This is a genomic window from Paenibacillus sp. EC2-1 (assembly GCF_049311625.1).
Classification (GTDB): domain Bacteria; phylum Bacillota; class Bacilli; order Paenibacillales; family Paenibacillaceae; genus Paenibacillus_AQ.
On sequence record NZ_CP186006.1, the window covers coordinates 3,414,648 to 3,438,676 of the forward strand.

At 44.1% G+C, this 24,029-nt stretch carries 22 protein-coding genes; all 22 read right to left on the reverse strand.

Features of this window, described 5'->3' with window-relative positions:
* Window positions 1-157: 157 nt before the first annotated feature.
* Window positions 158-412, reverse strand: a complete 255-nt coding sequence (locus ACK8P5_RS15875; protein ID WP_422657233.1) for a DUF3243 domain-containing protein — start codon at window positions 410-412, stop codon at window positions 158-160.
* Window positions 413-528: 116 nt separating this feature from the next.
* Complete coding sequence (gene ymfI, locus ACK8P5_RS15880; protein WP_422657234.1) at window positions 529-1,299, reverse strand: elongation factor P 5-aminopentanone reductase; 771 nt, start codon at window positions 1,297-1,299, stop codon at window positions 529-531.
* Complete coding sequence (gene yfmH / locus ACK8P5_RS15885; RefSeq protein WP_422657235.1) at window positions 1,296-2,582, reverse strand: EF-P 5-aminopentanol modification-associated protein YfmH; 1,287 nt, start codon at window positions 2,580-2,582, stop codon at window positions 1,296-1,298. The genes ymfI and yfmH overlap by 4 nt, the downstream gene beginning before the upstream one ends.
* A gap of 3 nt (window positions 2,583-2,585) precedes the next feature.
* Entirely contained in the window at window positions 2,586-3,869 is a 1,284-nt protein-coding gene (gene yfmF / locus ACK8P5_RS15890) for an EF-P 5-aminopentanol modification-associated protein YfmF (protein WP_422657236.1), read from the reverse strand.
* A gap of 116 nt (window positions 3,870-3,985) precedes the next feature.
* Window positions 3,986-4,780, reverse strand: coding sequence for a spore cortex-lytic enzyme (gene sleB, locus ACK8P5_RS15895; RefSeq protein WP_422657237.1), 795 nt, complete (start codon window positions 4,778-4,780; stop codon window positions 3,986-3,988).
* Window positions 4,781-5,023: 243 nt separating this feature from the next.
* Entirely contained in the window at window positions 5,024-7,678 is a 2,655-nt protein-coding gene (locus ACK8P5_RS15900; protein ID WP_422657238.1) for a DNA translocase FtsK 4TM domain-containing protein, read from the reverse strand.
* Between the two features lie 40 nt (window positions 7,679-7,718).
* The gene (locus ACK8P5_RS15905) at window positions 7,719-7,964 is read right to left on the reverse strand and encodes a YlzJ-like family protein (protein ID WP_422657239.1); all 246 of its coding nucleotides are present in this window, start codon (window positions 7,962-7,964) and stop codon (window positions 7,719-7,721) included.
* Window positions 7,961-8,719, reverse strand: coding sequence for a ClpP family protease (locus ACK8P5_RS15910; RefSeq protein WP_422657240.1), 759 nt, complete (start codon window positions 8,717-8,719; stop codon window positions 7,961-7,963). The genes ACK8P5_RS15905 and ACK8P5_RS15910 overlap by 4 nt, the downstream gene beginning before the upstream one ends.
* Before the next feature lie 199 nt (window positions 8,720-8,918).
* Window positions 8,919-10,598 carry a ribonuclease J gene (locus tag ACK8P5_RS15915; RefSeq protein WP_422657241.1) on the reverse strand — a complete coding sequence of 560 codons (1,680 nt, stop codon included), beginning with the start codon at window positions 10,596-10,598 and terminating at the stop codon, window positions 8,919-8,921.
* Window positions 10,599-10,851: 253 nt separating this feature from the next.
* A complete protein-coding gene (dapA, locus tag ACK8P5_RS15920; protein ID WP_422657242.1) occupies window positions 10,852-11,733 on the reverse strand; it encodes a 4-hydroxy-tetrahydrodipicolinate synthase in 882 nt (293 codons plus the stop codon).
* A 38-nt stretch (window positions 11,734-11,771) separates the two neighbouring features.
* Entirely contained in the window at window positions 11,772-12,986 is a 1,215-nt protein-coding gene (dapG, locus tag ACK8P5_RS15925) for an aspartate kinase (RefSeq protein ID WP_422657243.1), read from the reverse strand.
* A gap of 329 nt (window positions 12,987-13,315) precedes the next feature.
* Window positions 13,316-13,912: a dipicolinate synthase subunit B gene (locus ACK8P5_RS15930; RefSeq protein WP_422657244.1), complete on the reverse strand. Its 597-nt coding sequence runs from the start codon at window positions 13,910-13,912 to the stop codon at window positions 13,316-13,318.
* Entirely contained in the window at window positions 13,913-14,809 is an 897-nt protein-coding gene (gene dpsA / locus ACK8P5_RS15935; RefSeq protein WP_422657245.1) for a dipicolinate synthase subunit DpsA, read from the reverse strand.
* Between the two features lie 188 nt (window positions 14,810-14,997).
* Window positions 14,998-15,444, reverse strand: coding sequence for a dUTP diphosphatase (gene dut, locus ACK8P5_RS15940; RefSeq protein WP_422657246.1), 447 nt, complete (start codon window positions 15,442-15,444; stop codon window positions 14,998-15,000).
* On the reverse strand, window positions 15,419-16,687 hold the full coding sequence (locus ACK8P5_RS15945; protein WP_422657247.1) for a M16 family metallopeptidase: 1,269 nt from the start codon (window positions 16,685-16,687) through the stop codon (window positions 15,419-15,421). Before ACK8P5_RS15945 ends, dut begins: the two co-directional genes overlap by 26 nt.
* Window positions 16,688-16,783: 96 nt before the next feature.
* Complete coding sequence (locus ACK8P5_RS15950; protein WP_422657248.1) at window positions 16,784-17,764, reverse strand: polysaccharide deacetylase family protein; 981 nt, start codon at window positions 17,762-17,764, stop codon at window positions 16,784-16,786.
* 186 nt (window positions 17,765-17,950) lie between these two features.
* Window positions 17,951-20,044, reverse strand: a complete 2,094-nt coding sequence (gene pnp / locus ACK8P5_RS15955; RefSeq protein ID WP_422657249.1) for a polyribonucleotide nucleotidyltransferase — start codon at window positions 20,042-20,044, stop codon at window positions 17,951-17,953.
* Window positions 20,045-20,328: 284 nt separating this feature from the next.
* Window positions 20,329-20,598 (reverse strand): 30S ribosomal protein S15, encoded by a 270-nt coding sequence (gene rpsO, locus ACK8P5_RS15960; RefSeq protein ID WP_422657250.1) that lies wholly within the window; start codon window positions 20,596-20,598, stop codon window positions 20,329-20,331.
* Between the two features lie 166 nt (window positions 20,599-20,764).
* Window positions 20,765-21,712, reverse strand: coding sequence for a bifunctional riboflavin kinase/FAD synthetase (locus ACK8P5_RS15965; protein WP_422657251.1), 948 nt, complete (start codon window positions 21,710-21,712; stop codon window positions 20,765-20,767).
* Window positions 21,713-21,754: 42 nt separating this feature from the next.
* Window positions 21,755-22,669: a tRNA pseudouridine(55) synthase TruB gene (gene truB, locus ACK8P5_RS15970; protein WP_422657252.1), complete on the reverse strand. Its 915-nt coding sequence runs from the start codon at window positions 22,667-22,669 to the stop codon at window positions 21,755-21,757.
* The gene (locus tag ACK8P5_RS15975; protein WP_422657253.1) at window positions 22,666-23,643 is read right to left on the reverse strand and encodes a DHH family phosphoesterase; all 978 of its coding nucleotides are present in this window, start codon (window positions 23,641-23,643) and stop codon (window positions 22,666-22,668) included. The genes truB and ACK8P5_RS15975 overlap by 4 nt, the downstream gene beginning before the upstream one ends.
* Before the next feature lie 35 nt (window positions 23,644-23,678).
* Window positions 23,679-24,029 (reverse strand): 30S ribosome-binding factor RbfA, encoded by a 351-nt coding sequence (gene rbfA, locus ACK8P5_RS15980; RefSeq protein ID WP_422657254.1) that lies wholly within the window; start codon window positions 24,027-24,029, stop codon window positions 23,679-23,681.

Genomic DNA, 24,029 nt, shown 5'->3' on the forward strand with positions numbered 1-24,029 from the left:
TTAACCTTCGACAGGATTTACCAATCATAGACATGCCGAAAAAAGTTTAATAAATGGGTCAAGTTAATGATATATAAAATGAAAATGAAAGGCAAGGGCAACTCTGTAACCAATTTCGAATAAAAAACCCCCTGCATCAGGGGGCTGCTCTTCTGAACTATGCGTTCGATTTGGCTAACTTGACCATGAGACGAGCAATCGTACGGCGTTCTTCCTCATTTCCTACTTCCCAGAGCTCTTTTAGAGCACGGTTGGAGGAGTTCTGTGGATCAACTTTCTCATCCAGAAAATCACCGATTTCGTAGGCAAGCTGAGAAATCGTGTCTTCACTCATTCCCGCTTTTTCTGCTTGAACAACACGCTCGCCAAGAAACTTTTTCCACGAATCGAAATTTTTGAGTACGGATGACATGGATTAAATCCTCCTTTTGCTTGCTTGCAATTGAGATTTAAAACGAACAATAATAATATGTCCCCGTACGCAATCCACTATGAGTGGTGAAATACACCATATACACGAAAGTCTCTCTAAGTCACCCATCCACCGTTCGGACTAATCACCTGCCCTGTAATGTAACCAGATTCCGGCAAAGCCAAAAAGTACACAAGCGAGGAGATTTCATCCGGATGGGCAAGACGTCCAACCGGAATTTCTTCCTCTAGCATGCGAATCTCATCTTCTTCCAAGTGACCCAGCATTGAAGTATCCACTGCACCAGGAGCAACAGCATTCACTGTAACGCCTGAAGGAGCCAGCTCTTTGGCTAATGCTTTTGTGAAAGCATTAAGTCCTCCCTTACTGGTGGAGTAGAGCACTTCACATGAAGCGCCTGAAATCCCCCACACGGAAGAAACATTAATAATTCGTCCGAACCTTTGTGAGACCATTCGTCCCATGAAGGCCTGGGTGCAAAGGAATGTCCCTTTTAGGTTAACAGACATCACCGTATCCCATTCTTTTTCCGTCACATCGGATAGAAGGCCATAATGAGAAATCCCCGCGTTATTGACCAAAATGTCCGGCTCCATGCCATGATTCTGTAGCTTTTCCTTCATCCGCAAAATTTGTTCCTTATCCTTCAAATCCGCAGACACAGTCATCACCTTAGATCCATGGCTCATACATCGCCGTGCTACCTCATTAGCAGCTTCATGAGAGTTCATGTAATGAATAATGATATTCATACCAACAGCTGCGAAACGTTCCGCTATAGCAGCCCCAATCCCTCTGCTGGCGCCTGTGATCAGAACCGTCATTTCCCCAATCGGTTTCTGAATCTCTCCCAATAGATCACTCATTCCGGGCTTAACACCAATGAAACAGCGAGTTGATCCCAATCTACATGTTCCTGAAGTCTGCGGTTAACATCTTCTAGCGTAATCGACTCGTATACTGGTAATACAGCGAATAAATTGCTGCCTCTAAACTCGTATCGAGTAAATTCATGTGCAATGTTTTCCGGGGAATTGAGCATCCGCAGATAGCCACCCATTTTCTTTTTGCGTGCCCGTTCAAAATCGGACTGATTAAATCCTTTTTCTTTCAAGCGATCCACTTCTTCACGAATGCGCTTCAGCATCTGCTCCGGATCCCTTGTATCACCACCTGCTGCGGAAAATGCATACTGAGGCGAACTACTATACTCATGAGAGAAGCTGTCGGAAATCAAGTCCTCATCATATAATTTCTGATACAATTCTGTGCTAGATCCAAACAACAAATCAAGCATCAATTTTGTAGTCAAATCACGTCGCAGCTGATCTTCTGGTGCAAGACCAACTTCTTTTTCTTTGAAGCCAAATAAGCATTTCGGTAAGGAGACAGCGAGTCTGCATATCTTTTGTTTCTCCGCAACCTGTTCTGGTTCTGGATCGAACAGCCGATCGATGCTTCCCTGCTTCTCGTATGTTTTACGAGCCTGGTTCCCCTTTACCGTAGCAATCGTTTCTTCCGGATCTACACCACCAACAACGAATAGCAACATATTACTCGGGTGATAGAAGGCGTTATAACAGGTGTATAAATCTTCTTTCGTTATCGTGCCAATGGATTCAATCGTTCCTGCAATATCAATGTGTACCGGATGGACTTTATACAAAGCTTCGATCAGTCCAAAATACACACGCCAATCCGGATTATCCTGATACATGTTAATTTCTTGACCGATAATCCCTTTTTCCTTCTCCACATTCTGATCCGTAAAATAAGGATTCTGAACAAAATCAATCAGCGTCTCTAGATTCGTCATAATATTCTCTGTAGCTGAGAACAAGTATACGGTTTGATCAAAGCTTGTAAATGCATTCGCAGATGCGCCATTAGAAGCAAATTTCGCGAATACATCGCCGCCCTCCGGTTCTTCGAACATTTTATGCTCAAGAAAGTGAGCGATTCCATCCGGAACGCGTATCTCAGGTTTTCCTTCAACACGAAAATGATTATCTACAGAACCATATTTCGTCGCAAAAGTAGCATATGTTTTCTGAAATCCTGGCTTAGGCAAAACATAGACGTGCAGCCCATTATCCAGCACTTCATAGTACAATGTTTCTTGGAGATTTTCATAATGAATGCTTTGCACCGGCTATTCCTCCTTTTGGCCTTTCAGGAAATAAATCGTATCGAGCGAAAAAGCGGATGCAGCGCGCGTAACGTCATCGATTGAAACATTTCCCACCTGCTCCAGAAGTTCCTCTGCCGTGCGCTCCTTACCGGACAGTACACGATTAAAATCATAAGCAATTAACTCAAATGCGGAATCTTGCATTTCCTTAACTACATTACGAATCATCGCTTTCGTCTGGGTCATTTCAACATCCGAAATTATTCCGTTAGCCATATCATCTAGCTGTTTACGGATGATTTCGACCGCTTTCTCATAGTTCTGAATTTCAATTCCTGACTGGATCGTAGCAATCCCTTTGTGTCCGTCATATCGTGAAGAAGCATAATAAGCAAGGCTCTCTTTCTCACGGACATTCACAAACAGTTTAGAATGCGGATATCCACCAAGAATACCGTTATACATTAAAGCCGCAGCGTAGTCTTTGTCACTGTAAGTAATTTTACTTCGAAGTCCAAGATTCAACTTCCCTTGATTGATGTCCAGCTTCTCTACCACCGTCTGAGGCTCGCTTGTGTCGGAACGGACGACAGAAGCTGCGTATTCAGAAGTCTTTAGGCGGTCCATCGAGAAATGCTCTTCCACAAGCTTTTGAACTTCCTCAATAGAGGTATCACCCACGACGTAAAGATCAAATACAGCTTCGTTCATCCATTTCTGATAAGCAGTATATAAACTGTCCGCTGAGATGCCGTCCAGGTCCTTACGCTGACCTAGTGGATGAAGGCGGTACGGTTCATTTCTACACATAACTTCAATACAACGTTCAGCCGCATATCGAATTTTATCATTCACAATCGCCTCTAACTTTTTACGAACCGTATCCCGCTCCGTCTGTACATAAGAACTGCGGAATACTCCATTCTCAAGAGCGGGCGCAGTAAGCGCTTCGCCTAAAAAAGCAAAAGACGATTTCAAGAGACTCTCGGAGCTCTGAACAAATGAATCATTAATCGTGTCCATTCGAAAATGTACAATTTGATGATCTCCTCGTTTATAAACATCAAATCCGAAACCAGCTCCATACAACTGTTCGAGTCTTTCTCGGAAAGCTCTTGTCTCCGGATAGGAGACTGTACCTCTCCGGAGTACAAACGGTGTCAAAGCCGTGGTCGTCACTGTGTCTTCTTTCAGTGGACTTCCGGCATACAGCGAAATTGCAAATGTTTTGAAGCGGCGTGTCGGTAGCACGTGAATACGGATACCACCTGCTGAGCCGTGTTCAAATCCCGTTTTCGTCGTCAAGGTCCAAAACTCCCTTACCACATGAATTGATGGTGCTCTAGGCTTAATTTAGTTCCATTCTAACCCATCGTAAAGTGAAGAAGCAACCGAAGACAAGCCCTCGGTTGCTTCATGTATTACATACAGAAGATATGCTGTCCAATGGTTTTGACTTGAGGACGGCTCCAAATCCAGGACGAGGTCGCCGTCTTCGGATTAAAGTAATAGAGGCAACCGCCTGAAGGGTCCCAACCGTTAACCGCTTGAAGTACTGCTTTTTTTGCCGTTTCATTAGGCTCGAGCCAAATCTGTCCATCTGCTACAGCCGTAAAAGCACGCGGTTGGAATATGACGCCGGATGGTGTATTTGGAAAGCTTGGTGACTTCACACGGTTCAATATAACAGCTGCTACAGCAACCTGGCCTTCAAAAGGTTCACCACGAGCCTCGCCGTACACCGCATTAGCCATAATTTTCAAGTCATTGTCGGATAACCCCAGGTTATTAGCAGAGGATAGATTAGACTCTTGCTTTTTACCGGAATTCGTCTTATTCCCTGTTTGTGTCTTCGGTTCCGTTGGACGCCAATTCTTTGTTGCATTGTAAAGCTTGAGCTTTACCTTTGGACCGACAATACCATCAACCTTCATTCCAAACTCGGATTGGAACCATTTCACGGAACTGCGTGTTTTGGAACCAAATACACTATCAATCTTGCCGTGATAAAATCCTAAGAACTTCAATCTGCCTTGAAGCTCATATACATCATCACCTGTGGAACCAAATTTCAAAATAGCCTGACTGAATGTAGGAACTGCTTCCTGTATAAGTGGGTTTTGCTCCGATGTTGGATTGGCATTTGTCTGTGAAAAAACGGCCGCCGATAACAATACCATGACACCGAACAGTAGCCAAATCTTTATGTTTTTCATGATGCGCTCTACCTTTCTCTTGTGGTTTAACAAGCCTCGCTAAAGATATTATGACAAGCGATCCCTTTTCCTATGCACATTTCCAAGAGAAGAAGTAGAGCCAGCAATTCTTCTGATCTAGATGAAACCATTCCATACTCTCATTAAAGTGAAACTGGCCACTATCATTAACCGAAAAAACAGGCATCTTTCGCATAATCAAAATGCGTAAAAGATACCTGTTTCCTTGTTGTACTTATTGAATTATGAGCTTACACGGCTCTGCTGATACTGCTCCATCGACATCAGTACCTCACGAGGTTTACTCCCCTCATACGGTCCGATCACACCTCTAGCTTCCATGGAGTCAATCAATCGAGCTGCACGTGTGTATCCAACTCGCATACGACGTTGAAGCAACGATACCGAAGCTTGCTTCGCCTCCAAAATAATAGTTACCGCTTGATCATATAACTCATCAAGGACTTCATCATCTGCAGCTCCAGATTCATCGATCTCAGGAACCAGAGACTCATCATATTCAGCCTGCCCTTGGTCACGAACAAACCCGACAATATTCTCTACTTCCTGATCGCTCATAAATGCACCTTGAACCCTTACAGGCTTAGACGATCCCATAGGCATGAATAACATATCTCCTCGACCAAGCAACTTCTCCGCCCCGGCCATATCTAGAATAGTTCTAGAATCGACTTGCGAAGAAACACCGAACGCAATCCTAGAAGGAATGTTCGCCTTAATAACCCCTGTAATAACATCCACAGAGGGACGCTGGGTAGCAATGATTAAGTGAATCCCTGCAGCACGTGCCATTTGGGCTAGACGTGTGATGGCCTCTTCAACATCATGTGCGGCAACCATCATTAGGTCTGCAAGCTCGTCAACGATTACGACAATATACGGCAATACAGCGGACGGATTCTCTTTCATCAATGTATTATAACCTTCAATGTTCCGTGTACTAGACTTGGAGAACAGCTCATACCGTTTCTCCATCTCAACAACAATCTTCTTAAGAGCCAGTGAAGCCCGTTTCGGATCTGTTACCACTGGTGCTAACAGATGTGGAATCCCGTTATATACATTTAGCTCGACCATCTTAGGATCGACCATTAGAAACTTCACTTCATCCGGCTTAGCCTTATAAAGAATGCTTGTGATGATCCCGTTAATACATACAGATTTACCAGATCCCGTAGCACCAGCAACGAGTAGATGGGGCATTCTTGCTAAATTACCGACAATAGTCTGTCCGGAGATGTCTCGCCCGAACGCGATAGAAAGCTTTGACTGTGCATCCTGAAAGAATGGTGTCTCCATCACTTCACGCATCGTTACAATGGAAACCTCATTATTCGGAACCTCAATCCCAATCGCCGATTTACCCGGTATAGGTGCTTCCATACGTATGTCCTTCGCCGCCAATGCAAGCGCGATGTCATCAGTAAGACTAACAATACGGCTAACCTTTACACCAATATCTGGCTGAATCTCATACCTAGTAACAGACGGACCTCTGACAACCTCCAGCACTTTAGCACGAACACCGAAACTTTCAAGCGTAGCCTCCAGCTTACGGGCTGTCTGCATATAATCCTTCTGATCACCAGACTTGCCACCATTGTTAGGCTTCGATAACAAGCGAAAAGGAGGAAGCTTATACGGTTTGGGTGGGGGCGGTGGGGGCGTAACAGGTGCTGCTTCCTGATCCGCTTCTCCTTCAGTGAATTCTTCATTTGAAACTGCGGAATCCAAGTCCTCCTTAACTTCTTCTTGTCCCGATTCCGTCCTACTCATATCAGCAGCCTCTTCTGGAGTATCATACTGCTGAGTTTCTAACTCATCCAAGTCCTCTTCATCCACATTATTTTCTTGTTTAACCTGCTCGAAGAAATCACGAATAATGGGCGAAGAAGATGTTGGTATGCTTGTAATCGGGGAATCAACGTATCCAAATGGAGTGGCTTCGCCCTCCTCTTGAACGAAATTCACAGCTCCATCGTTCGCTTTATGGGCTTGTTCAGAAAAGCCCTCGTTTACCTGCGTATCCTGCTCTGTATCAACTTTGGATTTCGAATTTTTGTTACTAAACAGTTGGAAGAATACAGGGGAACCTTTCTTTCTCGACAAAGGCATCTCAACATCTTCTAGATCATCACCGTCATCATCCTCATATTCTGGGATAACTTGAGGCTTTTTCTTTCGCGAGGATGCGGATGATTTAGCTTTGGCCTTCGTCTGCCGCCCTTGCATTCTCTTCTGTAGATGTTCACCTGCTTTTACCAAACGGACCCGCAGCATTCGTACCAGATCCACATACGATAAGTTAGTAATGAGCATAAAGCTGATGAACAGCATAACGATCATAATAAGACGCGCACCCACACTACCAAAGAACATCAATAATAGAGCAAACTGCAATGCACCTATATATCCCCCGCTAACATCCCTTCCCATTACGGGGTGATTTCCATCAGCTTTACTGTGAAGGAGCTCTCCTTGCAAATCACTATGTATTTGAGCAAGCACATTACCTGAGCTAAGTTGACCAATAGGTGCTAGCTTAGGCTCTAGGCCGCTGATGCTGCTCATTAAAGTCAGCGATAGGACAAACAGAAGAACGCCAGTACGACGACTATTCCAGCGTTTAGGCCATTTCCGATGAATCATCACCATTAATCCATAGAACATTCCAACAAGGGGGATGATGAAGTAATATTTACCTAGTAGATAGCCTGACATCTTAGATAAAGATCGCCCTACCGGAGCCTCCCCGGATAAAGCTATCACCGAGAGTGTCATCAGTATAATTCCATAAATTTCATATTTGAGAACCGAGGCAAATACAGCTCTCTTCTTTCGCTTGCGTTTTGCCAATAGTGTCACCCCCGAAGCCATATTATAACATATATTCCGGTGGCGCACCTATGTTCTGTTTTCAGACTTTAGCCCTATTTTGGTCAAGTACAGGTACGAAGGAAATTGTACTTCCAGGAGCATATTGTGGATTTAAATAATCAGCAAGCTCACAATTCAATAGACGAATGATTTTGGCCTTGTTGTCATTCAGAGGCTCCACCTGCATATGAAGACCACCAATATTAATTTCCATTGTGGAGGGCGTGTCCTGTTCTAATGTATTTTGCCAGATAACATCTTCTGGCATTACTGTATATAAGGTCATTGGGTAAGACCTCCTGCGCTCATATTTTTACCAGTTCCAATCATCTCGTTTAATTTTGCCAGCGCTTGTCCAATTCCACCAACCTCGCTCATCAATCCGTACTTCACAGCGTCCATGCCCGAAACTGCAGTTCCAATATCACGATTTAATTCCCCTGTTTTGAACATCAATGCTTTAAACTGATCCTCTGTAATTCCAGAATGAGAAGTCACAAACCGAACAACACGCTCTTGCATCTTCTCCATGTATTCAAAAGTCTGAGGAACCCCTATAACCAGTCCATTCATCCGAATCGGATGGATCGTCATGGTTGCACTTTCCGCGATGAAAGAATAGCTGGATGCTACAGCGATCGGAACACCAATACTATGCCCTCCCCCAATAACAACCGTAACGGTTGGTTTTGTTAAGGATGCAATCATTTCTGCTATTGCAAGTCCCGCTTCAACGTCACCACCAACCGTATTCAAAATAATGAGCAATCCCTCAATGCGAGGGTTTTGTTCAGCTGCAACCAACTGAGGAATTAGGTGCTCATATTTGGTCGTTTTGTTTTGCGGTGGAAGAATTAAATGACCTTCAATCTGACCGATAATAGTCATACAAAAAATGTTGGATTCTCCACTCGCCGGTACTCCAGTTTGACCTAACTGCTGAATTGTATCTACAACGTTTGGTTTATTGTTGTCATCCGTCTGGATTGAAGGAGCCCCGGTCTGTTCAGCCCTATTACTGTTTATCGATCTCTTATCCATTTCTGCACCCTGCCTTTTATCATAGTCGTCTTACGCTATGGTTTAGTATGGCAAAAAGACATACTGGATTATGCCTTTCTCGAAGATCTTATCCAGCAGTTCATCATTTGGAACGCAAAAAAGCCCCTTTCGCGGGAACCGTCCAATATGCCTGCGAAAGGGGCGACTGTGTGCCTTAATATTCTGTTCGTTCGCTCAATTATACTTCCATGATAATTGGAAGAATCATTGGTCTACGACGTGTTTGCTCATATAAGAAGCGACCCAAAGCATCTTTCACGCTTGTTTTGAGGGATGCCCATTCATTTACATTCTCACTCATCAACTTCTGTAATGTGCTCGAAACGATTCGGTTACTTTCCTCAAGTAATCCTTCCGACTCACGTACATATACAAAACCGCGAGATATAATATCTGGTCCAGATACAATGGAACCATTCTGCTTGCTAAGTGTTACAACTACAACCAAGATACCATCTTGTGATAACAGTTTACGGTCACGAAGCACGATATTGCCGACATCGCCAACACCAAGTCCATCGATTAGAACATTACCTGCCGTGACTTTACCTGCTTTACGAGCCGAACCGCCTTGAATTTCAACAATTTCTCCAAGGTCCGTAATGAAGATATTGTCTGGATCAACACCAACAGATTCAGCAAGCAAAGCATGACGACGCTGCATACGGAATTCACCGTGCACAGGTATGAAGAATTTCGGCTTCATTAAGTTTAGCATGAGCTTGAGTTCCTCTTGACTACCATGACCAGAAACGTGCACACCCGAATTGGAACCGCTATAAATAACATTTGCACCTAGACGGAATAATTCATCGATTGTACGTCCAACATACTTCTCGTTACCTGGTACGGGTGTTGCAGCAATAATAACCGTGTCACCTGGCAAAATATCCACCTTACGATGAGTCGAACGTGCCATACGCGTTAATGCAGACATCGGCTCACCTTGACTGCCTGTACACAATACAACGACACGGTCAGCCGCCATTTTATTTACTTCTTCTGGTTCAATCAACATTCCATCCGGAATGTGGAGATAACCCAAATCAGAAGCGATAGATACAACATTCACCATGCTTCGTCCAATGACCGTTACTTTACGTCCCGTTGATTCAGCGGCATTAATCACTTGCTGAATTCTGTGTACGTTCGAAGCGAATGTAGCAACAACTACACGCTGATCTGCTTTACGGAAAATATCTTCCATCACGATACCAACGTTCTTCTCAGATGGAGTAAAGCCCGGTTTCTCTGCATTCGTGCTATCCGACAGTAGTGCCAGAACGCCTTTACTTCCGATTTCAGCCATACGCTGCAAATCGGCATATTGATCATTAACTGGAGTATGATCGAATTTAAAGTCGCCGGTATGAACTACACTGCCTTCCGGAGTATCGATACAAATACCGACTGAATCTGGAATACTGTGGTTTGTTTTGAAGAAGGTAGCTTTAAGTGTGCTGCCAAGCTGAACTTCAGAATCTGCATTAATGAGAATTCGCTTTGTTTCGCCAAGCAAATTCGCTTCCTTCAACTTGTTCTCTACCAAGCCTAGTGTCAGCTTTGTTCCATATACAGGAACGTTCAGATGTTTCAGTACATACGGAAGTCCACCGATATGGTCTTCGTGTCCGTGAGTAAGTAGAATCCCTCTCACTTTATCACGATTTTCAGTTAAATAAGAAATATCAGGAATGACAATATCTATTCCAAGCATGTCCTCTTCCGGAAATTTAAGCCCCGCGTCCACGACAACGATGTCATTAGCGTATTGAATGACATACATATTTTTCCCGATTTCACCGACGCCGCCCAAGGCAAAAATCGATAGTTTATCGCTATTTATTTTTTTTGACAAATCAATCTAACCCTCCTATAGTTTTGGACGTCCACCAATTGTTATATTAAATTTCAAAAATATACCGCACCCAGTCACTTGCATTCATTATACATGATGAAAAACTGAAAACACAAGTCACCCACCCAGTAAGGGGTAGGATACCCCTAGAAAGCGGCGTTTTATAAAAGAAAAACCACCTTCTTGTGAAATGAAGGCGGTTTTTCGGGATTTATGGTATAAACACACATGATTCGAGTTTAATGACTAATAGTTAGTAGTCAGATAGTACTTTCCGGATATAATCAGCTTCGTCCTCACTTGGTGAAGTCAATGGTAAACGTACTCCTCCTACCTGATAACCTTTCTCCACTAGTGCAAATTTCACTGCAGATGGATTAGGGAGCGGATCAGGACATTCAAAGAGACCTTTAAATAGAGGGAAAAGTTTTTGATGCAATTGAGCAGCCACTTGAATCTGGCCTTCCAGGTAAGCATTTATCATATCCTTCATTTCACTACCCGCAATATGACTAGCCACACTAACAATTCCGTAGGCACCTACTGACAATGCAGGTAACGCTGCTGAATCATCACCGGAATATACAATAAACTCCTCAGGTGCTCCAGCTACAATCTGTGTCACCTGATCTAAGGATGCACACTCTTTCGTTGCTACAATGTTCGGTATTTGAGCAAGTCTAAGCGTAGTCGCTACGCTCAAACTAATTCCTGTTCGACCTGGTACATTATAGAGCATGATCGGAAGTGAACTTGATTCTGCAATAGCTTTAAAATGCAGGAACAAACCTTCCTGATTCGGTTTGTTGTAATAAGGTGCCACAAGTAGAATTCCGTCAACACCGCATTGTTCTGCTTGTTGTGTAAGCTTTACGGAGTGTTCCGTGTTATTACTCCCCGTTCCAGCAATTACTTTACATCTGCCAGCTGCATGGTCGACGACGAATTGGAACAGTTTAAGCTTCTCGTCTTCGCTTAATGTAGGAGACTCGCCTGTCGTTCCTGCCACGACAAGAGAATCAGACTTTTGATCTTCAATTAAATAATCAATTAGTCGTGCAGTCTCGTCCCAATTAATGTTCCCCTTCGAATCAAAGGGAGTAACCATTGCCGTAATCAATCTTCCAAAATCCACCGTGTTTCCTCCTTAACTATTGCCGGCAACATCAAACTCTACCGGTGAAGCTCAAATTTATTGTGCAACGCCCTCAATGCTTGAACCATATCCTCTTTCTTTACGAGCAGCCATATCGTTGTATTGGAATCTGCCGATTGTAGTATCGAGATATCATGTTCACTTAATGCTTCAACAATTTTAGCCATGATCCCGGGAACTCCGTTAATTCCACCGCCAATCACGGAAACTTTAGCACAACCAGACAAGCTCTTAGGTTTCAAGCTCAAGCCCTGCAGTGCCGAAATTGCTTTCTCTGAATCGCTGTCGAATATGGTATATAGAACTCCCGTAGGAGTGACATTAATAAAATCAACACTAATTGAGTTCTCCGCCATCGTCTTAAACACCTTCAATTGAAGCCCGTCCGAACAATCACACTCCACTGATATCTGAGTAATGTTACTGACATACGCTATCCCCGTGACATAACGGTCAACAATACCCGTTTGAACGTCCTTAAAGCCATCCGGTTGTGTAACAAGCGTACCCTCAGTTTCCATAAAGGTTGAACGAACACGAAGCGGAATGAGGGACTGCATTGCAATCTCTACAGCTCTCGGATGGATGACTTTCGCACCTTGATGCGCCATATTGCATATTTCAGAATAACTTACATGAGTAAGCGGCCTTGCGTTCTCTACTATTCTTGGATCTGCCGTTAATATACCGTCAACATCTGTATAAATATCAACCATCTCTGCACGTAGCGCAGCACCCAAGGCTGTAGCCGAAGTGTCACTACCACCTCGTCCAAACGTCGTAAAATCACCAGATTCCGTCTGTCCTTGAAATCCGGTTACAATAACGACTTGGAATTTCTCTAGCTCTACTCGGACCCTGTCTGGCCTCATATCCATAATACGCGCATTACCAAACTGATTATCGGTGATGAATCCAGCTTGCGCCCCCGTTAGAACAGTAGCTGGAATCCCCTCGTGCTGAAGTAGACTGCAAAGCGTTGCAGCAGATATGATCTCTCCGCAACAGAGCAATAGATCTTTCTCTCTTAGCGGAAGAGCGTTACCATTCTGCTCACTCCAATCGAGTAGAGTGTCTGTGGCATATGGTTCACCTCTGCGCCCCATCGCAGATACGACAACAACAAGTCGATAATTCTGGGCAAGCTCTCGGCGGATATGTTTAATGACATGTGCTCTCGCTTGAGGCGAAGACAAGGATGTACCTCCGAATTTCTGAACCAGAATGCGCATGAGAATTCCTCCGTTTATTATGCCGGAGACTAAAACACAGGCGTCGATTGAATGAAACGGCCAGCTTAGAGCCTGGCCGTTTCGCATGGAAACGATAATTTCTGCAATAAGGTTAACGTCTACAGATTCGCTCGCCCATTATTTTTTTGGCCTCACGGACCATTTTTCGACAAATAGCTACTCTTTGATTGCTGTCGGGGGTGCTTCGTCTAATGTTATAACTTGATCTTTGAAATGGATCACCTTCCCTGCGGATCTAACCGAGGACAGCTCGTTCACTGGTATGTCTCCCCTTCATGAGAAACTGTCTCTACTTCTGGTTATCGTTGTTATGCTGAATGAAACCGTTCAATTATCATTGGCTGCAGCTGTCTGCCTTCCAAGGCTGCATAACAGGTTTCCGGGATCAGTTCCATTTTGGCAACAAGCGAATTCGGTTTCTGCTGTGGATTATCCTGTCCGAAAGGAACAAAATAAATATTTTTTGTAACCAGCAGTTTTGCGATATTTGCAGCATTCAATCCAAGTCCGTCATTCGTGGATATCGCTAGCACAAGTGGTCGACAATTTCTCATCTGCGCCTTTGCAGCCATCAGCACAGGACCATCTGTCATGGCATTTGCGAGTTTACTCGTCGAATTCCCTGTACAAGGAGCAATAACCAGAACATCCAGAAGCTTAGAAGGGCCGAGTGGTTCCGCCTCAACAATTGTAGAAATAATATCATTACCTGTTATTTCTTTCAACTGTTTCTGCCAATTTTCCGATGTGCCGAATCGGGTATCTGTCGTCATGATTGTTCCTGATACGATGGGTACTACATTAGCTCCGTCTTCTTTAAAGCGTTTGATCTGTGGCATTACTTCTTCGAATGTACAGTGGGAACCAGTTAAGGCATAGCCAACCGTTTTACCTTTCCAATCCATTTACGCATCCCCCCGAATCTTGACTTCTTCTGAAATCAACTCCACCAACGTATTAGCCATAATAATACCGGCTGTCTTTGGAGCTACGATTCCGGGTAGTCCGGGTGCAAGCATGGCTTTGATTCCCCTCTTCTCGGCGTACCTGAAATCGCATCCTCCAGGTGCAGAGGCAAGGTCGATTATAACGGCCTCGCGGGGCATCTTAGATAAAATCTGTGCTGTGACAATCATCGTTGGAATCGTATTGAAAAGCAGATTAATATCGGACAATTCATCGCTGAGATCCTTTATCATAAAAGGCTTCCAGCCCATTTCCTCCGCTCTTGCGTAATGCTCGCTTTTGCGGACTCCCATTTTGATCTTTGCTCCCAAACCTTGTAAACTTCTAGCCATCGTAAATCCAGTCCGTCCCATACCTAACACCATACTGGTCGATCCATGAATCGTAAAATCTGTATTTTGAATAGCCATCATCAGCGCGCCTTCGGCAGTCGGAATTGAGTTGTATATCGCTACATCATCACGCTCTAACAGCTCAACCAGCTTGATGTTATTACTTGCGCACAGAGCTCTCAAGTAGCTCTTAGCCATGCCAGTGTATACAACAGCGTGCTTCGGCAGAGCCTGAATATGCTCCTCCTCCAGCTTTAGCGGACCTTCCGCATAAAGTGCGCCAATACGGCCCTCATCATCACAACCAACAACGGGCAGTATCAGGACATCGGCACCTGACAGCAGCTCAAGTGTAAGCGGCTCCCGGGTTACTCCCTGGAAGGAATCCTGCAATTTGTCAAATCCGGCTATTACAATAGAGGCATCCAATTCGGCACATTTGCGGATAACCTCAATCTGCCGTGCGTCACCGCCAAGAAATACGGTTCGGACTCCTGTCAGCATGCAAGGCGTCGCTCCTTTCCAAACCAATGTATAGACTATCTTATGCGCTGGCCTATGAAGAGGTGAGCAAGAGTGAACCTTAAACTTGAGTTAATGTGGTTGAGTCCGTATGGGATACAAAAAACCGTTACAGAAGTAAAACTCCGTAACGGTTCTTTGTTAATGCTCTAAAGGAGCATTATTCTTGTCTATTTGCCCGTATGACCAAACCCACCACTGCCGCGAACCGTATCTGATAGTTCATCGACTTGAACGAGCTCAATCGTCGGCACTTCTTGAAATACCATCTGAGCAATACGCTCATTACGAGTAATGGAGAATGGTTCTTGACCAAGATTGATCAACAGCACTTTAATCTCTCCACGATAATCGGCATCAATTGTGCCTGGTGTGTTTAAGCAAGTAATCCCATGCTTGAATGCCAGCCCGCTGCGTGGGCGAATCTGAGCTTCCAATCCTCCGGGCATAGCGATAGCGAATCCGGTTGGGATCAATTTTCGCTCTCCTGGCATCAGAACCACGGACTCATCCACCGCAGCATGCAGGTCAAAGCCGGAAGCTAGCTCCGACATTTTGACTGGGAGTTTTATATCTTCATTTTCTGATAATCTATTGATTTGAACGTAATGCAACAAATTCGTCCCTCCTAATTTTGTTAAGCACCTTATCTGAAGATCCGACCATCGCCAAAGAAAATGGGGTTTCAAACATCCGATCAAGGACAGCATTAATATCATTCATATTAACCTGTTCAATCCGCTGAATCAATTCATCCATGCTATTGTGACGACCAAGCATAAGTTCATTTTTTCCAAGGCGGTTCATACGGCTTCCCGTACTTTCCAGACTGAGAATCAGACTTCCTTTCAACTGTTCTTTGCCCTTATGTAGTTCATCCTCGGTCATTCCGTTCACTGCTAAATCGGACATGATTTCGTTCGTCAGATCGAGTACATCCTTGGTTTGTTTGGGGGCTGTACCTGCATAAATCGTAAACATCCCGCTGTCTGCATGAGAACTATGATAGGAATATACGGAATACGCAAGCCCTCTCTTCTCCCGAATCTCCTGGAATAGACGTGAGCTCATACCGCCACCAATCGCGTTGTTAAGCAACACCATAGCGTACTGGAGATCATCTCCGATAGAGCTACCGGGAAATGACAAACAAATATGGTTTTGTTCCGTCTTTTTCCTGCGGAATAGCAATCCGTCGTGGAATGCGGGAACCGTCAGACTCTGACTTGTGCCGCTATTCTTGAAAGCACCAAAATGACGTTCCAGCAGCTCAATAACACTGTCGTCAATGTTTCCAGCTAAAGCGATAACCGTATTCTCGATCGTATAATGATTGTTCATGTAAGATCTTAACGCATCAGAGTCCATTGCTTCCAGACGCTCTTTCGTGCCTAAAATCGGATAGGCTAGTGGATGTTCACCATACGCCGCCATCGACATCAGATCGTGCACAAGATCATCTGGCGTATCCTCATACATTGCAATTTCCTCAAGAATGACATTTTTCTCTTTTGCAAGCTCCACTGGATCGAGCTTAGAATTAAAGAACATATCTGACAACACATCTACAGCTATCGGAAGATGCTCATCAAGCACCTTAGCATAGTAACAGGTATATTCTTTCGATGTAAATGCATTCACATTCCCACCGATCGCGTCAAATTGCTCAGCAATTGCACGCGCATCGAAACGGTCTGTACCTTTAAACATCATATGCTCGATAAAATGTGTAATCCCGTTTATATCTAACGATTCATTGCGGGACCCCGTCTTGACCCAAATCCCAAAAGAAACTGACCGACATGTTGGAATTTGTTCCATAACTACTCTCAGGCCGTTTGACAACTGTATTTTTTTCACGAAAGGCCCTCCTAACCTGCTCCTTGGTTTCATTCCATGGATATAAATTGATGATTTGATGCCATCCATTCATTGTATCAAACTTAAACCAGTCACTCAACTTCCATACGGCATAATTCGTTCAGGTGATAATGTTTCACTCACCGTACCAATATGTAAACCTTTAGCGCGAATACCTTGGATCATACCTTTCATCGCTTTTGAGGAGGAAGAGGTCGGATGCATTAATATAAGAAAACCGGGTTCAACTCTTTTTGTAATTTTTTGCACGACAGATTCTGGTGATGGATTCATCCAATCCACCGTATCCAATGTCCACAGGACGGTCTTTAATCCTCTTCCATAGGCAATTGAAACCGTCTGCTGATTAAAATCCCCAGAAGGAGGCGCAAACCACTTGTTAGTAACTCCTAGGCTTTCTTTAAGGAGCTCCTGGGTCTTCGCAATCTCTAGTTCTGCGCGACTTCGACTGAGTTGACTCATATTAGGATGAGAGTATGCATGGTTCTCCACCTCATGCCCCCTCTTCAATATCATTGCAGCTAACTCTGGATTTTTCTTTAACCAACTTCCATCCAGAAAAAATGTTGTTTTGATCTTCTCCTCATCCAAAATGTTCAACATAGGCTCAATAAACTCATTCCCCCATGCCACATTGATCATGAACGAAACCATAGGTTTATTCGGATTCCCTCGGTAGATGGGCTGCTCACCTAAGTCCTCCAAGTTAACCTTTGCCGGAATTTGCTGATAAACATATGAAATCGGCTCACCCGATTTTCTTTTTAATGCACGCTTATACGTTTCTTCCACATTAACCTGCTGCCCGTTATAACCAGGCACCGCCTTCCATACCGAATCCACTTTGGCATCGATGGGCTCAATTCGTGTCTTAGCAGCCTCCGCTTCAATCTCACCAAGAAGATTCAAGTCGACAGACGCAGTCTGCTGTTCTAAGTTTATCGCACCTCTAGATGCACTTAACTGATTGATATAATCCCATGATCCCGTTAATATGGCGATCCCAGACACCGCTGCAATGCTTATAAGTAGAACAGCCACCTTTAATCCTTTCATTGGACGTATCCATCCCCTTTATTTGCTTTGTCCCATTTTATGAGACGAGGATACGTAATATGTGCCTTAACCATGTTAACTAACATGTAAGGAAAGGAAAAAGGTCGTTAGCAGGTTTGAAGCCATAAAAAAAAGAGCCAGAATAACATTTCTGTCTCTTTCCTTCATTATGATTCTTATCTATCCTTATTTCGTTTCAGCCGTCAAAACAGCTTTGCGAGAAAGGTTAATCCGACCCTGCTGATCGATTTCAGTTACTTTCACTGTAATCACATCACCAATGGCGATAACATCTTCCACTTTTGCTACACGCTCAGTAGACAACTGAGAAATATGAACAAGGCCGTCTTTATTCGGAAGAATTTCAACAAATGCGCCGAATTTCTCAATCCGCTTCACGGTACCTGTATAAATCTCACCTACAGCTACTTCACGTACAATACCTTCGATAATCGACAGCGCTTTTTGGTTCATCTCTGCATTTGATGAAGCGATAAACACGCGACCATCTTGTTCGATATCAATTTTTACGCCGGTTTCTTCAATAATTTTATTGATTATTTTACCACCAGCACCGATAACGTCACGGATTTTATCCGGATTAATATTCATGGTAATGATTTTAGGCGCGTATTGGGAAAGTGTTTCTCTTGGCTTTTGGATCACTTCCATCATCTTGCCAAGAATGTGCATACGGCCATCTTTGGCTTGATCTAGAGCTTCTTGCAAAATTTTACGGTCAATACCGTCAATTTTGATATCCATTTGAATCGCAGTAACGCCAGCTGGAGTTCCAGCTACCTTGAAGTCCATATCGCCGAGATGATCTTCCATACCTTGAATATCTGTCAAGATGGAAACATGCTCGCCATCTTTGATCAGACCCATAGCTACACCAGCAACAGGTGCTTTAATCGGTACACCCGCATCCATCATAGCAAGCGTGCTTGCGCAGATACTTGCCTGAGACGTTGATCCATTCGACTCAATAACCTCTGAAACGAGACGAATCGTGTATGGGAATTCAACCTCGGAAGGAATAACTTTAGACAATGCACGCTCTCCAAGCGCACCGTGTCCAATTTCACGACGTCCTGGTGCACGCAGTGGACGAGCCTCGCCGACACTGAACGGAGGGAAATTGTAATGATGCATGAAACGTTTAGTTTCTTCCAGATCGATACCGTCTAGAATTTGAACGTCACCAAGTGCGCCAAGTGTACAAACGCTAAGTGCTTGTGTTTGACCACGAGTAAATAGGCCTGAACCATGTGTACGCGGCAATAAGCTTGTATCACAATCAATTGGACGGATCTCAGATAGTCCACGACCGTCTGGACGAACCTTATCATGTGTTATAAGGCGTCTAACTTCTTCTTTTACGATATCATGAAGAACCTCTTTAACATCTTTCAAAAGCTCAGGAGTTTCAATATACTTCTCTTCAAACACGTTGAAGGTTTCATCGTTAATTGCATCGATTGCATCCTGACGAGCATGCTTTTCAGCTATGCGCACAGCTTCCACCAAACGCTCTGCTGCAAAATCACGAACTTCACGGTTTACAGTTTCATTGACAGCATGAAGCTTAACTGCCATCTTCTCTTTACCAGCAATGCTCACGAGTTCCTCGATGGTTGCAACAATGCTCTTAATCTCTTCATGACCGAACATAATCGCTTCAAGCATCACTTCTTCTGGCACTTCGTTCGCTTCAGCTTCAACCATCATAATTGCATCTTTTGTTCCAGAGACAACTAGATAAATGTCACTTACTTCCTGCTGAGCGATGTTTGGATTGACAACGAATTCTCCGTTGATACGTCCTACAGCTACTCCGCCGATCGGTCCGCTAAACGGAACATCAGAAATACTAAGAGCTGCCGAAGTACCAATCATAGCTGCAATGTCAGGTTCACAATCCTGATCTACACTCATAACTAGGTTTAATACCTGAACATCGTTCCGGAATCCTTCAGGAAACAATGGGCGAATCGGACGGTCAGTCAAACGACTGGATAGAATCGCTTTCTGGCTTGGTCTTCCTTCACGCTTAATGAAGCCGCCTGGAATTTTACCCACAGCATACAGTCTTTCTTCATAGTTCACAGTCAGCGGAAAGAAATCCAAGTCTTTCGGCTCGTTTGAAGCAGTTACCGTACACAGAACAACTGTATCACCATAACGAACCGTAACCGCAGCGTTAGCCTGTTTAGCTAAACGACCTGTTTCCAGAACTAGAGGTCTTCCTCCTAGCATCATTTCAACACGTTTTTCCATATAACCCCTCCTCGTGAGGATATTTATTTTACTCTGCTAAATTAAAGTATTACCTACACACGCATTCTTCATAAGAAAAACGTCTAGCGACGTTTCTTCTATGTAACAAAAAAACAATGTAACAAAAACAAGACGTATTCTAAGCTCCGATTCAAACCGAGCAAGAATCAAAATCAAAGGAAACTGCAATCGTTCCTATAATTTAAAAAAGAGCCTAGCTGCACCGCTGTCGTTCCAAGAAGGACAGTGGACAACCAGGCTGCTTTCGTACACCTTATAGATTATTAGCGGCGTAATCCAAGCTTCTCGATCAAAGCGCTGTAACGTTTAACATCCTTGTTTTTCAAGTATGCAAGCAACTTACGGCGTTGGCCGACCATTTTCAACAATCCACGACGGGAGTGGTGATCTTTCTTGTGCGTACGCAAGTGGTCAGTCAAGTTCGTAATGTTTTCCGTTAGGATAGCGATTTGCACCTCTGGAGATCCTGTATCGGACTCGTGAGTTCTGTGTGCATCAATCAGTTGTTGTTTACGTTCTTGAGTCAATGCCATCCTGTTCACCTCCTTCATAATAATCGCCTATGGCCTCGTTACCGACGGTGAGATCGAACAACCAAGCCAAGGTTACGGTGCCGGATAACCCGGGCAACCTCTACGAGTATATCATACTTTTTTCAAAAAAGAAAATATGATAATCAATAACATTATTAAAAATGAATTATCTTGCTAATATTTCTCTAGTCTTATCTACATCGCTTTGAATTCCTGCAATTAATTCGTCAATCGAATTAAATTTGAGTTCTCTACGTATAAACTCGACCACATCAACAACCATAGTTTGGCCGTAAAGGTCCTCATCAAAATCAAGCAAATGAACTTCATAGATTGGTTTAACGATGCCATCATGAAAAGTAGGCTTAAGGCCTACACTCATAACACCTGGAAGCCAGTCATCATGGTGAGTACAGCGGGCCCATACTGCGTATACACCTAGTGCAGGCGTAACGTAGTGTTCCTCAAGTTCCAGATTGGCTGTCCGAAACCCTAAAGCTCGTCCTCGCTTCTCGCCATGAATCACAGTGCCCCGAATTCGGTAATACCGTCCAAGCCAGCGTGTTGCGTCCGAGATTTGACCATTATATAAAGCTGCTCGTATCGATGAACTTCCTACCTTCTCACCATCTATTAAGAACGGTGGAACCGTAACAACTTGTATTGTTTCTCGGCTCAGGTCATGAAGCATGTCAGCACGACCAGCACCTTTAAAGCCAAACCGAAAATCAAAACCAACGACCGCTGTATGAAGCTGAAGCGGCATAAGCATCTCCGTTACGAAATCTTCAGGGCTGACTTGTGAGAATTCTTCATTGAAATCCACCACATATAATATGTCAACCCCCATATCAGCCAGCAGCTTCTGCTTGTCCTGTTGAGGTGTTAAATAGCCTTCATAATTCCCTTTTCTCATGACATCTTTAGGGTGAGGATAAAAGGTTATTACGGCTGATGGCAAACTCTCTTTACGCGCCAAATTAACAGCAGTCGATATAACACTGGCATGACCCGTATGGAGACCATCAAATTGACCGATTGCCGCGATTTGCGGGATGCCGTGTTCAATTTTCTGTTCTGAGGTTAACGGATAAGATAAGGATACGATTTTCATGTGCTTCTCACCTGCAATTCACTTAGATAGACATCAATAATATTAAACCGAGAAGACCTTAACAGGCGCAATTGCTCCGGACTCCTCTTGTTTTTGGAAAATACCCAAGAACTGGTTCTCGGTGTCATACAGACGTATGCATCCAAAATGATTGACCGGAGGACTCACAACCTGTGAAGACAGTCGCTGGCCTTGCAAGGCAGCACTTCTCTTCTCATCTGTTACCGTGTAGGCATGCAAGTGCACAATGGCCTCATCCGCCGGGACTAACCAGGATTGGAGTGTACCATCAGCCATAAATTGCTCAATTTGTTCAAGTGTCAGACATTTCGAGGCAGAAATACCAGCTGATAAGGTTCTCTCCAGCTTAGCCATCGTGGATGGAAGCCCAAGTTTCTTACCAATATCCACACAAAGTGTACGAATATAAGTACCTTTCGAGCACAACACTCGAAAAGAAACATCAGTGTAAGATCCATGCGCTTCAAAACCTGTCATCTCGATTTCATGCACGGTTACTATACGGCTTTTGCGTTCAATAGTCTTCCCCTCACGGGCAAGCTCATACAATCTCTTACCATCAACCTTCACAGCCGAATACATCGGTGGGACCTGAGAAATCTCTCCTAAAAAGGAAAGGAGCGTTTCCTGCGCTGCTTCTGGTGTAATGTTGACCTCTTCCACCGATTCAATCACAGTTCCAGTTAAATCCTCAGTATCTGTAGAGACTCCCAGACGAAGCACTGCTTGATATTCTTTTGGTAGGTCCTGCATGTATTCTACCACACGAGTTGCACGTCCAAGGCAGAGCGGCAATACGCCAGTCACCTCGGGATCAAGTGTACCCGCATGACCGATTCGTTTCATTTTAACAAGACGGCGCACTTTAGCAACAACATCATGTGAAGTCCATCCCGCTGGTTTGTTGACCGCCAAAACACCTTCAAGTTCTGTCATAATGCTTCTTTCACCCGCTCTACTACTTGAGTCATAATACTTCCTAGCTCACCTTCGATTCGGCAACCTGCCGCACGAACATGGCCTCCTCCACCGAAGGACTGGGCCAGAGCTGCAACATCCACTTTTCCAGCAGATCGTAGGCTTACCTTTACAGCCCCCGTATTTACCTGTTTAAACAATATACCAACTTCTACACCTTGAATATTACGTGGGTAATTAACGATTCCTTCCAGATCTTCATTAATCGCTCCGCTATCAACCATATCCTGCGGTGTAACATGGACCCAAGCTACTTTCCCATCCGAAGACATCTTTAGTGTATTGAGTGCTTTAACAAGCACGTTTAACTGGGGCAGTGTCATCTCTTCGAGCAGCGTTTCCGCAAGTTCCGGACCATTCACTCCATACGACAACAAAGTAGAGGCAATACCCATTACTTTAGGTGACGTATTGGAGTAACGGAATCCACCAGTGTCTGTTAAAAGTCCCGTATAAATGGCTGTAGCAATCTCTACATCCCATTCGATATCGAACAAGTTCAACAGATCAAACAGAATTTCCGCAGTTGCGGCTGCTTCAGGAAGAACGACATTGACAGCACCATATCTGTTATTCGTAGGATGATGATCAATATTTACAATGACTGCATCCTCTGTAAAGAGTTCCTTAGTCCTGCCAACGCGATCAAAGTCTGCACAATCTACGCAAATAATGGTATTAAAAGAACGCTGTGGCGACTGTTCAGACATATTAATGAGTTCAGCTGCATGCCATAAGGAATTCATTCTTTTCGGAATGACTCCTTCGTTGATCATTGTGAATTTCTTGCCCAAACGTGAGAGAAGCCAGCCCACCGCTAGGGTGGAACTGACTGCATCTCCATCGGGCTGAACGTGCGACACGATCAAGTAATCGTCATGCTCCAGCAGAAATTTTCTGACCTGCTGCAGCTCTTGTTCATAGGTCTGCATGCGCCCTCTCCTTTATAAAAAACAATCTGATCTGTCTAATCCTCTTCTCGTTCGATTTCACCAAGCAGCTTCTCAATTCGGCTACCATATGCAATCGACTCATCGAATTTGAAGATTAGCTCCGGCACATGCCGGAGACGAATTCTTTTCCCTAGCTCGGAGCGGAGAAAACCACTGGCTTTCTCAAGAGCTTTCAGCGTTCCCGCTTTCTGATCTTCGTCGCCAAGAACGCTAAGGTAAACCTTAGCCTGTGAAAAGTCGTTCGTCACATCAACCCCCGTTACGGTGATAAAACCAATTCGAGGATCCTTGAGCTCTGTCTGAATTAGCTGACTGAGCTCTTTCTTAATTTGTTCGCTGACGCGTCCTGTACGGATTTTAGCCAT

Coding starts and splice junctions, on each gene's coding strand:
- ACK8P5_RS15875 (WP_422657233.1), bottom strand. CDS start 412: ATGTCATCCGTACTCAAAAATTTCGATTCGTGGAAAAAGTTTCTTGGC.
- ymfI (WP_422657234.1), bottom strand. CDS start 1,299: ATGAGTGATCTATTGGGAGAGATTCAGAAACCGATTGGGGAAATGACG.
- sleB (WP_422657237.1), bottom strand. CDS start 4,780: ATGAAAAACATAAAGATTTGGCTACTGTTCGGTGTCATGGTATTGTTA.
- ACK8P5_RS15900 (WP_422657238.1), bottom strand. CDS start 7,678: ATGGCTTCGGGGGTGACACTATTGGCAAAACGCAAGCGAAAGAAGAGA.
- ACK8P5_RS15905 (WP_422657239.1), bottom strand. CDS start 7,964: ATGACCTTATATACAGTAATGCCAGAAGATGTTATCTGGCAAAATACA.
- ACK8P5_RS15910 (WP_422657240.1), bottom strand. CDS start 8,719: ATGGATAAGAGATCGATAAACAGTAATAGGGCTGAACAGACCGGGGCT.
- dapG (WP_422657243.1), bottom strand. CDS start 12,986: ATGCGCATTCTGGTTCAGAAATTCGGAGGTACATCCTTGTCTTCGCCT.
- ACK8P5_RS15930 (WP_422657244.1), bottom strand. CDS start 13,912: ATGGATTGGAAAGGTAAAACGGTTGGCTATGCCTTAACTGGTTCCCAC.
- dpsA (WP_422657245.1), bottom strand. CDS start 14,809: ATGCTGACAGGAGTCCGAACCGTATTTCTTGGCGGTGACGCACGGCAG.
- ACK8P5_RS15950 (WP_422657248.1), bottom strand. CDS start 17,764: ATGAAAGGATTAAAGGTGGCTGTTCTACTTATAAGCATTGCAGCGGTG.
- pnp (WP_422657249.1), bottom strand. CDS start 20,044: ATGGAAAAACGTGTTGAAATGATGCTAGGAGGAAGACCTCTAGTTCTG.
- rpsO (WP_422657250.1), bottom strand. CDS start 20,598: ATGGCATTGACTCAAGAACGTAAACAACAACTGATTGATGCACACAGA.
- ACK8P5_RS15965 (WP_422657251.1), bottom strand. CDS start 21,712: ATGAAAATCGTATCCTTATCTTATCCGTTAACCTCAGAACAGAAAATT.
- truB (WP_422657252.1), bottom strand. CDS start 22,669: ATGACAGAACTTGAAGGTGTTTTGGCGGTCAACAAACCAGCGGGATGG.
- ACK8P5_RS15975 (WP_422657253.1), bottom strand. CDS start 23,643: ATGCAGACCTATGAACAAGAGCTGCAGCAGGTCAGAAAATTTCTGCTG.
- rbfA (WP_422657254.1), bottom strand. CDS start 24,029: ATGGCTAAAATCCGTACAGGACGCGTCAGCGAACAAATTAAGAAAGAG.